The 12,354-nt window shown below is 69.1% G+C and carries 11 protein-coding genes and 3 pseudogenes; 8 read left to right on the top strand and 6 right to left on the bottom strand.

Annotation, left to right across the window (positions count from 1 at the left end):
• The first annotated feature begins 24 nt into the window (after positions 1–24).
• From QQK29_RS12825 to QQK29_RS12845, 5 genes and pseudogenes are all read left to right on the top strand, one after another.
• Positions 25–924, top strand: a complete 900-nt coding sequence (locus QQK29_RS12825) for a F0F1 ATP synthase subunit gamma (protein WP_284300806.1) — start codon at positions 25–27, stop codon at positions 922–924.
• A gap of 20 nt (positions 925–944) precedes the next feature.
• Positions 945–2,411, top strand: a complete 1,467-nt coding sequence (gene atpD / locus QQK29_RS12830; protein ID WP_284300808.1) for a F0F1 ATP synthase subunit beta — start codon at positions 945–947, stop codon at positions 2,409–2,411.
• 2 nt (positions 2,412–2,413) lie between these two features.
• A pseudogene (locus tag QQK29_RS12835) lies at positions 2,414–2,670 on the top strand (F0F1 ATP synthase subunit epsilon).
• A gap of 55 nt (positions 2,671–2,725) precedes the next feature.
• Positions 2,726–3,247, top strand: coding sequence for a P-loop nucleotide/nucleoside kinase family protein (locus tag QQK29_RS12840; protein ID WP_284300810.1), 522 nt, complete (start codon positions 2,726–2,728; stop codon positions 3,245–3,247).
• 1 nt (position 3,248) lies between these two features.
• Complete coding sequence (locus QQK29_RS12845) at positions 3,249–3,992, top strand: YaaA family protein (RefSeq protein ID WP_284300812.1); 744 nt, start codon at positions 3,249–3,251, stop codon at positions 3,990–3,992.
• Between the two features lie 3 nt (positions 3,993–3,995).
• Here the strand turns inward: QQK29_RS12845 and QQK29_RS12850 are convergent.
• Together QQK29_RS12850 and QQK29_RS12855 are read right to left on the bottom strand one after the other, a co-directional pair.
• Positions 3,996–4,559 (bottom strand): annotated as a pseudogene (locus QQK29_RS12850) (DNA-3-methyladenine glycosylase I); the annotation flags it as partial.
• 13 nt (positions 4,560–4,572) lie between these two features.
• Positions 4,573–5,100 (bottom strand): methylated-DNA--[protein]-cysteine S-methyltransferase, encoded by a 528-nt coding sequence (locus tag QQK29_RS12855; RefSeq protein ID WP_284301973.1) that lies wholly within the window; start codon positions 5,098–5,100, stop codon positions 4,573–4,575.
• A 149-nt stretch (positions 5,101–5,249) separates the two neighbouring features.
• Here QQK29_RS12855 and QQK29_RS12860 point away from each other — a divergent pair.
• Positions 5,250–6,211, top strand: a pseudogene (locus QQK29_RS12860) (aldo/keto reductase).
• Between the two features lie 6 nt (positions 6,212–6,217).
• Here the strand turns inward: QQK29_RS12860 and QQK29_RS12865 are convergent.
• The 4 genes from QQK29_RS12865 to QQK29_RS12880 all read right to left on the bottom strand — a co-directional run bounded on the left by QQK29_RS12865 (position 6,218) and on the right by QQK29_RS12880 (position 10,097).
• Positions 6,218–6,769, bottom strand: coding sequence for a TspO/MBR family protein (locus tag QQK29_RS12865; protein ID WP_284300814.1), 552 nt, complete (start codon positions 6,767–6,769; stop codon positions 6,218–6,220).
• Positions 6,770–6,843: 74 nt separating this feature from the next.
• Positions 6,844–8,211, bottom strand: a complete 1,368-nt coding sequence (locus QQK29_RS12870) for an NAD(P)/FAD-dependent oxidoreductase (RefSeq protein WP_284300816.1) — start codon at positions 8,209–8,211, stop codon at positions 6,844–6,846.
• A gap of 7 nt (positions 8,212–8,218) precedes the next feature.
• Positions 8,219–9,616 (bottom strand): aspartate aminotransferase family protein, encoded by a 1,398-nt coding sequence (locus QQK29_RS12875; protein WP_431308698.1) that lies wholly within the window; start codon positions 9,614–9,616, stop codon positions 8,219–8,221.
• 13 nt (positions 9,617–9,629) lie between these two features.
• On the bottom strand, positions 9,630–10,097 hold the full coding sequence (locus tag QQK29_RS12880) for an Lrp/AsnC family transcriptional regulator (RefSeq protein ID WP_284300819.1): 468 nt from the start codon (positions 10,095–10,097) through the stop codon (positions 9,630–9,632).
• Positions 10,098–10,211: 114 nt separating this feature from the next.
• On the opposite strand from QQK29_RS12880, the gene QQK29_RS12885 reads away from it, so the two are divergent.
• Positions 10,212–11,648, top strand: coding sequence for a gamma-aminobutyraldehyde dehydrogenase (locus QQK29_RS12885; RefSeq protein ID WP_284300821.1), 1,437 nt, complete (start codon positions 10,212–10,214; stop codon positions 11,646–11,648).
• A 207-nt stretch (positions 11,649–11,855) separates the two neighbouring features.
• Positions 11,856–12,311, top strand: a complete 456-nt coding sequence (locus QQK29_RS12890; RefSeq protein ID WP_284300823.1) for a hypothetical protein — start codon at positions 11,856–11,858, stop codon at positions 12,309–12,311.
• Positions 12,312–12,354 lie beyond the last annotated feature (43 nt).

Below are 12,354 nucleotides of genomic sequence, written 5' to 3' on the forward strand. Positions count from 1 at the left end.
ACCCTCGACAGGAAGAGATAGGACATGGGAGCCCAGCTTCGGGTCTACCGGCAGAAGATCCGCTCTGCCCAGACGACCAAGAAGATCACCCGTGCCATGGAGCTGATCGCGGCGAGCCGCATCCAGAAGGCGCTCCAGCGCGTGTCGGCGTCCGCGCCGTACGCACGCGCCGTGACGCGTGCGGTCTCGGCGGTCGCGAGCTACTCCAACGTGGATCACGTGCTGACGACCGAGCCCGAGACGATCCGCCGCGCGGCGGTCGTCGTGTTCACCTCCGACCGCGGTCTCGCCGGTGCGTTCAACGCGAACGTGCTGCGCGAGAGCGAGGAGCTCACGACCCTGCTCACCGAGCAGGGCAAGGAGGTCGTGCACTACGTCGTCGGCCGCCGCGGAGTCGGGTACTTCAACTTCCGCCGGCGCACTCCGGAACGTTCGTGGATCGGCGACACCGATACGCCGAGCTTCGCGACCGCGCAGGAGATCGGCGAGGAGATCGTCGCGCGCTTCGTGCAGCCGACCGACGAGGGCGGGGTGGATGAGATCCACATCGTCTACAACCGCTTCGTCTCGATGCTCACGCAGGAGCCCGAGGTCGTGCGTCTCCTTCCGCTCGAGGTCGTGGAGGGCGTTGAGGACCCGGGTGACACCGAGATCTTCCCGCTCTACGAGTTCGAGCCTGAGCCCGAGGCGGTGCTCGACACGCTCCTGCCGGTGTACATCGAGTCGCGTATCTTCAACGCCCTCCTGCAGTCGGCCGCATCCAAGCAGGCCGCCACGCAGAAGGCGATGAAGTCCGCGAGCGACAACGCCGACAAGCTCATCCGCGACTACACCCGCCTCGCGAACAACGCGCGCCAGGCGGAGATCACCCAGCAGATTTCCGAGATCGTGGGCGGCGCAGACGCCCTCGGCTCGGCGAAGTAACGATCAAGAAAAGAGAGACCATGGCTACCGCTACCCAGAAGGCACAGGACACGTCGTCCGCCTCCGCCGGCGGCGTCGGGCGCATCGCACGCGTCACGGGCCCCGTCGTGGACATCGAGTTCCCGCACGACGCGCTCCCCGAGATCTACAACGCGCTCAAGACCGACATCACGATCGGCGACGAGACCACGACGATCACCCTCGAGGTCGCGCAGCACCTCGGTGACGACCTCGTGCGCGCCATCGCCCTCAAGCCCACCGACGGCCTCGTGCGTGGCCAGGAGGTGCGCGACACGGGCGCTGCGATCTCGGTTCCGGTCGGGGATGTCACCAAGGGTCGCGTCTTCAACGTCACGGGCGAGATCCTCAACGGCGAGCCCGGCGAGACGGTCGAGATCACCGAGCGCTGGCCCATCCACCGCAAGCCCCCGGCGTTCGACCAGCTCGAGTCGAAGACGCAGCTCTTCGAGACGGGCATCAAGGTCATCGACCTGCTGACCCCGTACGTGCAGGGTGGCAAGATCGGCCTCTTCGGCGGTGCGGGCGTCGGCAAGACGGTGCTGATCCAGGAGATGATCCAGCGCGTCGCCCAGGACCACGGCGGTGTGTCGGTGTTCGCCGGTGTCGGCGAGCGCACCCGTGAAGGCAACGACCTCATCCACGAGATGGAGGAGGCGGGCGTCTTCGACAAGACCGCCCTCGTCTTCGGTCAGATGGACGAGCCGCCGGGAACCCGCCTGCGTGTCGCGCTCTCGGCTCTCACGATGGCCGAGTACTTCCGCGACGTGCAGAAGCAGGACGTGCTGCTGTTCATCGACAACATCTTCCGCTTCACGCAGGCGGGCTCCGAGGTGTCGACGCTGCTCGGACGCATGCCCTCCGCGGTCGGCTACCAGCCGAACCTCGCCGACGAGATGGGCATCCTGCAGGAGCGCATCACCTCGACGCGTGGTCACTCGATCACCTCGCTGCAGGCGATCTACGTGCCCGCCGACGACTACACCGACCCGGCCCCGGCCACGACCTTCGCGCACCTCGACGCAACGACCGAGCTCTCGCGTGAGATCGCGTCGAAGGGTCTCTACCCGGCGGTTGACCCGCTGTCGTCGACCTCGCGCATCATGGACCCTCGCTACTTGGGTGAGGACCACTACCGGGTGGCCACCTCGGTGAAGGCGATCCTGCAGAAGAACAAGGAGCTCCAGGAGATCATCGCGATCCTCGGTGTCGACGAGCTCTCCGAGGAAGACAAGATCACCGTCTCGCGCGCCCGCCGCATCCAGCAGTTCCTGTCGCAGAACACCTACATGGCCAAGAAGTTCACGGGTGTCGAGGGTTCGACCGTGCCGCTGCGCGACACGATCGAGTCCTTCGACGCGATCGTGCGCGGCGACTTCGACCACGTCGCCGAGCAGGCGTTCTTCAACGTCGGGTCGATCTCGGATGTCGAGGAGCGCTGGGCTCAGCTGCAGAAGGAGAACGGCTGATCATGGCCCTCAACGTCGCCGTCGTGTCGGCGGAACGCGAGCTGTGGACGGGCGAGGCCACGCAGGTCATCGCCCGCACCACCGAGGGCGAGATCGGCATCCTGACCGGTCACGAGCCGGTGCTCGCGATCCTCGCGCCGGGGAGTCGCGGGTGACCGCGACCGACGGCACCGTCGTCACGGCGCGCGTCGGAGACGGTTTCCTCTCGGTGCAGGGCGACACGGTCACGATCGTCGCCGGTACCGCCGAACTGGTGTGAGCGCTTCCGTCGTCCGGGGGATGACCCCGGCGACGGAGCCTCGTAGAGTGGAGCCATGCTCATCGTGATGGCGGGGCTTCCCGCGGCAGGCAAGAGCACGATCGCCGAGGTCGTCGGCAACCGTATGGGCGTGCCCGTTGTGTCGGTCGACCCGATCGAGGCGGCCATCCTCTCGGCGGGGATCGACGCCGATCAGCCGACGGGACTCGCCGCCTACCTCGTGGCCGAGGCGTTCGCGGATGCGGTCATCTCGGGCGGAGCGAGCATCATCGTCGACGCCGTCAATGCGGTGGGACCTGCGCGCGAGCAGTGGCTCAAGCTCGCCGAGCGCCAGAAGGCCGAGATCCGCTTCATCGAGGTGATCTGCTCGGATGCGGAGCTCCACGAGAAGAGGCTCGCCGCACGTGCCGAACGGCTCGCAGCGGCGTCGCTTCCCGAGACCTTCGCGGTCGAGCAGAGTCTCGACGAGTGGGAGGACTGGACGGGTCCGAGCGGCGCGATCGCGCGCATCACCCTGGATTCGGTGGAACCGCTGGGCGTCAACGTGGAGCGCGCGCTCGCGTTCCTGCAACGCTGAGGTGCTGATCCTGCTGCCGCCCTCCGAGACCAAGCGGGAGGGCGGAACGGCCGACACACGGCTCGCGCTGCGTGAGCTCGGCTACCCGCAACTCACGTCCGCTCGCCGCACGGCGCTGGCAGCGCTCGAGGAACTGGCGCGGGATCCGGCGGCGTCTGCTGCGGCGCTCAAGCTCGGGCCGACGCAGGCGCACGAGGCGCAGCGCAACCGCCGCATCCGCCGGTCACCCGTTCTGCCCGCGCTCGATCGCTACGACGGCGTGTTGTACGACGCTCTCGATGCGCCGACTCTGACCCCCGCGGCACGTGCCTTCGCGCACGAGCATCTCGCGATCGCGTCGGCGCTGTTCGGTTTGACGCGCGCGCTCGATCCGATCCCCGCCTACCGGGTCTCGGCGGACTCGCGCCTTCCGGGCGTCGCCCTCAAGAAGTTGTGGTCACCCGCGGTGTCGGCGGTCGTGGCCCAGGAGACCGGCCTCGTGCTCGACCTGCGCTCGGAGGCGTACGCCGCCCTGGGGCCCGCGCCCGATCATCAACGGGCGGTGTTCGTGCGGGTCGTGAGCGAGGAGGGCGGCCGCAAGCGTGCCCTCAATCACTTCAACAAGGCAGGCAAGGGTCGTCTCACGCGCGCCCTGCTGCTCGCGGGCGTCGATCACCCGGATGTGGAGTCGTTGCTGTCGTGGGCGGAAGCCGCCGGCGTCCGTCTCGAGCGCGGCGCCCCGGGCGAACTCGATCTCGTGGTGTGACGCTCAGGCCGCGCGCCAGCATCCCACGACGTGGTCGTCGACAAGCCCCGCGGATTGCATGAGGGCGTACATCGTGGTCGGCCCCACGAAGCGGTAGCCGAGTTTCTTGAGTGCCGTGCTGAGCGCCGCGGCTTCGGCCGTGACCGCCGGGATATCGCCGAGCTCCGTCGGTCGCGCGCGGTGGCCCGACGGCGCGAACGACCAGATCACGCGATCGAGTTCGCCGGGGCGCTCGGCGAGCTGCTGCGTGACGCGGGCGTTCGAGATGGTCGCCTCGATCTTCGCCCGGTTGCGGATGATCCCCGTGTCGGCGAGCAGCCGTTCGATGTCCGCGTCGTCGAAGGATGCCACGGCGTCGATGTCGAAGTCGCGGAACGCCGCGCGGAAGGTCGGCCGGCGCCGGAGGATGGTGATCCAGGAGAGCCCCGCCTGAAACCCCTCGAGCGACAGCTTCTCGAAGAGCTCCCGATCGCCGTGCAGGGCATGCCCCCACTCCTCGTCGTGGTAGCGGCGGTACTCCGCGTCGTCGCCGACCCACCCGCAGCGTGCGGTGCCGTCGTCGCCGACGACGAGGAAGGCCTCACGCGGCGGGCTCCTCGCCCGGGATGTCGAGCGTCGGGTCGGGCCGCAGCCCGGTCGGCAGCTTGTGCGCGATGCCCTCGTGCTCGAGAAGCCACGACTTGGTGGGAATGCCCTCGCCCGCCGAATACCCGGTGATGACCCCTGCCGCGCCGAGCACCCGGTGGCACGGCACGATGATCGGCACCGGGTTCGCCCCGACGGCCCCGCCGATGGCGCGGCCGGCGTGCTCGCGCCCGGTGGCCATGCCGAGCTCGCCGTACGAGACGACCTCGCCCCATTGCAGCTCGACGAGCTGCTCCCAGACGGCCCGCTGGAACGGCGTACCCCGCTCGAGCGACACCGGCACGTCGAAGTCGCGGCGGTGGCCGGCGAAGTACTCCTCGAGCTGGCTCACCGCGCGATCGGTGACCGCGTCGGGGCGCTCGTCGAGCGCGTCGTGGGGCAGGGCGCCGTCGTGCTCGATCGCGAGCGACACGATCGCGGTGCCGTTGCCGACGACCTCGATGCGGCCGATGGGGCTCGGGATGCGGCGGAGCGCCGCGGGCTCGGGGAGAGGGGCGGAAGCGTCATGGCACGAGCGTAGCCCCGGCCCCCGACGCTCACCGGCGGGAATCGGACATTGCGAACCGAGGGGCCGCGGGCCGTGCTGTGCAGGACCGGACGTAGTCTCGAGGGATGGAGACGCGCACCCTGGGAACCTCGTCGTTGCGAGTATCGGTCGTCGGCCTCGGGTGCAACAACCTGGGTCGCCCCGGCACCCGCACGCAGACGCAGGATGGTGCGACCGAGGTCGTGCGGGCGGCCCTCGACGTGGGGGTCACCCTCTTCGACACGGCGGACATCTACGGCGCCGAATACGGCCTGAGCGAGCGGCTGCTCGGAGAGGCGCTGCGCGGGCGACGTGACGAGGCGATCATCGCCACGAAGTTCGGTCATCAGGACTACCCGTCGCCGTTCGCCGAGCTCGGTCCGCGTGGCGGTCGCCGCTACCTACGTGCCGCCGTCGACGCCTCGCTCTCACGCCTGCAGACCGACCACATCGACCTGTATCAATTGCACACCCCCGATCCGGAGACCCCGATCGGTGAGACGCTGCAGGCGCTCGACGAACTCGTGCGCGAGGGCAAGGTCCTCGCGATCGGCCACTCGAATCTCGACGCGACGCAACTGAGAGACGCCGACGACGCGGCCCACGACCTCGACACCGCACGGTTCGTCTCGGCGCAGAACGAGTACAGCCTGCTGGAACGCCAGGTGGAGGCCGAGCTGCTGCCCGCGGTGCGCGAGCGGGGCTCGGCTTCCTGCCCTACTTCCCGCTCGCGAACGGCCTGTTCACGGGCAAGTTCAGCCGGTCGGAGCGTCCCGCCGACACCCGCATCGCACGCCAGCGTCCGCACATCGCCGACAACGCGCCGTGGGACGCCATCGAGGCCTTCGAGCGCGTCGCGACCGCGCGCGGCATCGGCATCCTCGAGGCCACCTTCGGCTGGTTCCTCTCCCGACCCGAGCTCTCGAGTGTGATCGCCGGCGCGACGAGGCCCGAGCAGATCACCGCCAACGCGGCAGCCGGATCCGGATGGCGCCCCTCTGCCGAGGAGGTCGCCACGATCGACGCGCTGTTTCCGGGAGACGCTTGACAGCACTCAGGTCGCCGACGCCGCGACCCACACGTTGAGGCTCGAGGCGAAGATGAGCCAGGCGAGGTAGGGCACCAGCAGCACGGATGCCAGCCGGCTGATGGGCCAGAACCGCAAGATCGTGAAGATCACCGCGGCGATGAGCACGACGATGATGCTGAAGGCGAGCCACAGCGCGGTCACGCCGAGCACCGGGTAGAGCGCGAAGAAGACGGGTGTCCAGGCGGCGTTGAGGGCGAGCTGCACGATGTACGCCACGAGCGCCGGGCGCACCTCGCCGTCCTGCCGCCGACGCCAGACGAGCCACGCGGCGACCGCCATCATGAGGTACAGGGCCGTCCAGACCGGACCGAAGACGATGTCGGGCGGACTCCACGGAGCCGTGTCGGCATCCGCGTACCACCCCTCGACGTGCGACATCGTCGCAAGCGACCCGAGCAGGCCGATGCCCGTCGCGAAGGCGATGGAGGCCAGCAGCACGAAGATGGAGACCGCCGGGTGCGTGTTTCGACGGGCGTGGGCCCGGGGAGCGGTGTCGGTCGTCGTGGGGGCCGTCATGACTCCACGGTACGAAGCTGCCGCGCGGCCGAGCAGCCCCTTGACAGCGCCGCCCGGCGAGTTCGGCCGGGCTGTTAGTGCCCGATGAGCGGACCCATCGCACGCGCGACGAGCGAGCCGCGTCCGGTGAGACGCTGTTCGGCATCGGCGACGTTCATGGCTGCGAGACCGGCGTTCGCCCCGAGGAAGCGAAGCGGTTCGACCTCCCAGTCGGGCGATCGATGCCCCACCCACGGGAGGCGGGTCAGCTCGCTGTCGCCGCCGGTGAGCACATCGGCGAGCGTGCGGCCCGCGAGGTTCGTGGTGGAGAGGCCGTCGCCGACGTAGCCGCCTGCCCACGCGATGCGCGTCGCCGGGTCGTAGCGCACGGCGGCGTGCCAGTCGCGCGGCACCCCGAGCGGGCCGCCCCAGCGGTGGGTGACGGCGGCATCCCCGATCGCGGGAAACAGCTCGCCGAGCGTGCGCCGCAGATGCCTGAAGACGCGATCGACGCGGTCGTACTCGGCCCGGATGGCGCTGCCCCAGTGGTAGCGCGCGCCGCGACCGCCGAAGGCGAAACGGTCGTCTGCCGTGCGTTGACCGTAGACCAGCAGGTGGCGGTAGTCGCTGAAGGTGCGGCCGTGCGGAATGTCGACCTCGTCCCAGAAGGAGCTCGGCAACGGCTCGGTCGCGATCATGAGCGAGTACAGCGGCAGGATGCTGCGGTGCGTCTGGGGGAGTGCGGCGCCATAGCCTTCGATCGCGATGACAGCGCGATCGCACGTGACGACGCCGCGGTCGGTCTCGACGCGGCCCGGATCGACGCGCGTGACCGTCGTGCCCTCGGCGATGTGCACCCCGCGTGCCTCGAGCGCGCGGGCGAGACCGCGCACGAGCTTGGCGGGGTGCAGCCGCGCGCAGTTGGGGTCGAACACGGCGCCGTGAGAACCCGCTGCGGACGCGCGGTCCGGCTCCCACCATTCGAGCGGGTCGACGCCGTAGCTCTCGGCCTCGAGGAGGTCGGCGCGGGCGGCGCGCTCCTGCGCCGCCGAGCGCGCATAGACGACAGTGCCCGCACGCGCGTAGTCGCAGTCGATGCCCGCCTCGGCCGCCGCTCTGCCGACCTCGGCGACGGTATCGATCATCGCGCGCCGCATCGCGAGTGCGGCATCCCGGCCGTGCGCGGCCGCGAGCGAGGCCGTCGAGCGGGGGAACAGCGCACTGCACCACCCGCCATTGCGACCGGAGGCGCCGAAGCCCGCGGTCTCCTTCTCGAGCACGAGGATGCGCGCGCCGGGGTCGCGCTCGAGCAGGTACCAGGCCGTCCACAGGCCCGTCAGGCCGCCGCCGACGATCGCGACGTCGGCATCCGCGTCGCCCTCGAGAGGCGCCCGCTGAACGAGCGGGTCGCCCGCGCTCGCGACCGAGTCGTGCCAGTACGACAGCCCGCGGTAGTCGGTCACGCCGGTGCTACAGGCGCGTCCAGGCCTCGGTGAGTACCGAGCGCAAGGTGCCTTCGATCTCGTCGAACTCGGCCGGCCCGATCGTGAGCGGCGGTGCGAGCTGCACGACGGGGTCGCCTCGGTCGTCGGCGCGACAGTACAGCCCCGCGTCGAAGAGTGCCTTGGAGAGGAAGCCGCGGAGCAGTCGCTCGGACTCGTCGTCATCGAAGGTCTCGCGGGTCTTCTTGTCTTTCACGAGCTCGATGCCGAAGAAGTAGCCGTCCCCGCGCACGTCGCCGACGATCGGCAGATCGAGCAGCCGCTCGAGAGCCGCGCGGAACAGCGGCGAGTTCTGCTTGACGTGATCGGTGAGCCCCTCCTCCTCGAAGATCGCCAGGTTCTCGAGAGCGACGGCGCTCGAGACCGGGTGACCGCCGAAGGTGTAGCCGTGGTAGAACGCCGTCGAACCGTGACGGAAGGGCTCGTACAGCCGGTCGCTCACGATGCATGCGCCAATCGGCGAGTAGCCGCTCGTCATGCCCTTGGCGCACGTGATCATGTCGGGACGGATGTCGTACGTCGTCGAGGCGAACATGTCGCCGATGCGGCCGAATCCGGTGATGACCTCGTCGGCCACGAGCAGCACGTCGTACTTGTCGCAGATCTCGCGCACCCGCTGGAAGTATCCCGGCGGCGGCGGGAAGCATCCGCCGGAGTTCTGCACGGGCTCGAGGAAGACCGCGGCCACCGTCTCGGGGCCCTCGAAGTTGATCATCTCCTCGATGCGGTTCGCGGCCCACTGCCCGAATCCCTCGAGAGTCGTGCCTTCGTATCCGGCCTCAGCAGCGCGGTAGTAGTTGGTGTTCGGCACCCGGAAGCCACCCGGGGTCACGGGCTCGAACATCTCCTTCATCGCGGGGATGCCGGTGATCGCGAGGGCGCCCTGCGGGGTGCCGTGATAGGCGACGTAGCGCGAGATCACCTTGTGCTTGGTGCCGCGGCCCTGCAGCTTCCAGTAGTACTTGGCGAGCTTGAAGGCCGTCTCGACGGCCTCGCCGCCGCCGGTGGTGAAGAACACGCGGTTGAGGTCGCCCGGCGCGTAGTCGGCGAGGCGGTCGGCGAGCTCGATCGCCGAAGGGTGCGCGTACGACCACAGCGGGAAGAACGCGAGCTCTTCCGCCTGCCGCGCCGCGACCTCCGCGAGGCGGCGCCTGCCATGGCCCGCGTTGACGACGAAGAGCCCCGAGAGCCCGTCGAAGTACTGCTTGCCGTGCGAATCCCAGATGTGGTGGCCCTGGCCCCGCACGATGATCGGCGCGCCGTGCTCTTCGAGCACCGACTGGCGCGTGAAGTGCATCCACAGATGGTCTTTCGCCTTCTGCTGCAGCTCGGCCTCGCTCTGCGCGCTCAGCGCGCCTGCGGTCATGGTCATGATGCGATCACCTGGTTCCCCAGTTGTAGAGCTGCTTCTGCAGCTTCAGATAGACGAAGGTCTCGGTGGCCTCGACGCCGTCGATGCGGCGGATCCGCTCGTTGAGCAGCTCGATGAGCTCATCATCGTTCTCGCACACGATCTCGGCGAGGATGTCGAAGCTCCCCGCGGTGAGCACGACGTAGTCGACCGCCGTGATGTCGCTGAGCTTCTGCGCGATGACGCGGCTGTCGCCGGTGACGCGGATGCCGACCATGGCCTGGCGATAGAAACCCAGCTGCATCGGGTCGGTCACGGCGACGACCTGCATGACGCCCGCGTCGGTGAGCTTCTGCACCCGCTGGCGCACGGCCGCCTCCGACAGCCCGACGGCTTTGCCGATCTCGGCGTAGGAGCGGCGACCGTCTTCTTGCAGCTGTTCGATGATCGCCTTGGACACCTCGTCGAGGGCGATGGGGCGGCTGCGGGGCGTCATGCGCTCGATTCTCTCATCGAAGGCAGGTCTCGACAAGGGAATCCGCAATCTCGGGCGCGAATCGCGACGAAATCAGCAGTTCCGACCCTGCCGAGAAGAGGTTATGGTGGCCACATGGCCGAACGGATCCTGCGCAACTTCATCAATGGTGAGTACGTCGATGCCCGATCTGACGACAGCTTCGACGTCATCGACCCCGCGACCGAGCGGAGCTACGCGAGCTCGCCCGTGTCGGGAGAGGCGGATGTCGACGCCGCCTATGCCGCGGCATCCGCGGCCTTCGAGACGTGGGGTGAGTCGACCCCCGCCGAGCGCCAGCTGGCGCTGTTCCGCATCGCCGACAAGATGGAGGAGCGTGCCGAGGAGTTCGCCGACCTGGAGTCGCAGGACACCGGCAAACCGCGGGCGAGCCTCGTCGACGACGAGATCATGCTCTCGGTCGACCAGATCCGCTTCTTCGCGGGCGCCGCGCGCAACCTCGAGGGGCGGGCCACGGCCGAGTACATGGCCGACCACACGAGCTCGATCCGGCGCGAGCCGATCGGCGTCGTCGGCCAGGTGACGCCGTGGAACTACCCGCTCAACATGGCCGTGTGGAAGTTCGCGCCCGCGATCGCCGCCGGCAACACGAGCGTGCTCAAGCCCTCCGACACGACGCCCCAGTCGACGCTGCTGCTCGCCGAGATCGCGGCCGAGTTCCTGCCGCCCGGTGTGCTCAACGTCATCACGGGCGACCGCACCACGGGCGCGCGCATGATCGAGCATCCGACGCCGCAGATGGTGTCGATCACCGGCTCGGTGCGTGCTGGCATGGAGGTCGCGCGTGCGGCATCCTCCGACCTCAAGCGCGTGCATCTCGAGCTGGGCGGTAAGGCACCCGTCATCGTGTTCCCCGACGCCGACATGGCCAAGGCCGCGGAGGGCATCGCCGTCGCGGGCTACTTCAACGCCGGTCAGGACTGCACCGCCGCCACGCGCGTGCTCGTGCACCGCGACGCGCACGACGACTTCCTCGCAGCCATCACCGCGTACGTGAAGGAGAACGTGCGCACGGGCGCGCCGAGCGATCCCGACACCTTCTTCGGCCCCGTCAACAACTCCAACCAGCTCGAGCGCGTGCTGGGGATGCTGGGCTCGCTTCCCGCGCACGCCGAAGTCGTGACGGGCGGTGCGCGGCAGGACGGCGCCGGCTACTACATCCAGCCGACGATCGTCGACGCGCTGCGCCAGGACGACGACGCCATCCAGACCGAGATCTTCGGCCCGGTGATCACCGTGCAGACCTTCTCGGATGAGGCCGAGGCGCTCGCCTGGGCCAACGGCGTGCAGTACGGGCTCTCCTCGAGCGTGTGGACGCGTGACCACGCTCGTGCGATGCGCTTCGCGAAGCGGCTCGACTTCGGATGCGTGTGGATCAACACCCACATCCCGCTCGTGGCCGAGATGCCGCACGGCGGTTTCAAGCACTCCGGCTACGGCAAGGACCTGTCGATGTACGGCTTCGAGGACTACACGCGTGTGAAGCACGTCATGAGCTACATCGGCGAATAGCCGATGCAGCTCATGACCGGATGGTGCTGTATGAGCTACATCGGCGAATAGCCGATGCAGCTCATGACCGGATGGTGCTGTATGAGCTACATCGGCGAGTAGCCGAGCAGCCGAGTAGTCGGCTTTCTTCGCCTCACCCCCTCGGGGGATACGGGCTCCGCGCGTGGGCGCGGGAGAATGGACGTCCGACCGGGAGGGTGGACGCACGTGCACGACGATGCCGATGACACCATCCCGCACGCCGCGAAACCGTCGAGCGCTCGCACCGTCGTCGACGTCGACGAGGTCGAGGTCGCGCTCGGCGACACCGTCGTGCGCGAGAGCACCCCGCCGGTCAGGCGTCCCGTGGTGCCCGAGACCCCGCCGCTGCCGGCCGCGCTGCGGCCCCACCACCGGGTGCGGGTGGGCGCCGCCGACCCCATCGAACTCGATCGGCCCGTGCATATCGGCCGTCGTCCGCGGCCGGTGCGCGTGCCGGTGCCGGCCGCTCCGAGGCTCGTGACGGTTGCGAGCCCCGACGGCGGCATCTCCTCGACGCACCTCGAGTTGCGCGAGCAGGGGTCGCCGTCGTCGCGACCGATATGCGCACGCTCAACGGCAGTGAGGTACGCGTGCCCGGTTCGCCCGTGCGCACCCTGCTGCGCGGCGAATCGATCGTCGTGACACCGGGCACCCGCATCGACCTCGGCGAGGGTGTCGTCGTCGA

The sequence above is a fragment of the Homoserinibacter gongjuensis genome, from assembly GCF_030161875.1.
Lineage (GTDB): Bacteria > Actinomycetota > Actinomycetes > Actinomycetales > Microbacteriaceae > Homoserinibacter > Homoserinibacter gongjuensis.

What these genes read in the sequence shown, in the direction of transcription:
- QQK29_RS12825 (WP_284300806.1), top strand. Translation starts at nt 25, where the DNA reads ATGGGAGCCCAGCTTCGGGTCTACCGGCAGAAGATCCGCTCTGCCCAG.
- atpD (WP_284300808.1), top strand. Translation starts at nt 945, where the DNA reads ATGGCTACCGCTACCCAGAAGGCACAGGACACGTCGTCCGCCTCCGCC.
- QQK29_RS12840 (WP_284300810.1), top strand. Translation starts at nt 2,726, where the DNA reads ATGCTCATCGTGATGGCGGGGCTTCCCGCGGCAGGCAAGAGCACGATC.
- QQK29_RS12865 (WP_284300814.1), bottom strand. Translation starts at nt 6,769, where the DNA reads ATGACGGCCCCCACGACGACCGACACCGCTCCCCGGGCCCACGCCCGT.
- QQK29_RS12875 (WP_431308698.1), bottom strand. Translation starts at nt 9,616, where the DNA reads ATGACCGCAGGCGCGCTGAGCGCGCAGAGCGAGGCCGAGCTGCAGCAG.
- QQK29_RS12880 (WP_284300819.1), bottom strand. Translation starts at nt 10,097, where the DNA reads ATGACGCCCCGCAGCCGCCCCATCGCCCTCGACGAGGTGTCCAAGGCG.
- QQK29_RS12885 (WP_284300821.1), top strand. Translation starts at nt 10,212, where the DNA reads ATGGCCGAACGGATCCTGCGCAACTTCATCAATGGTGAGTACGTCGAT.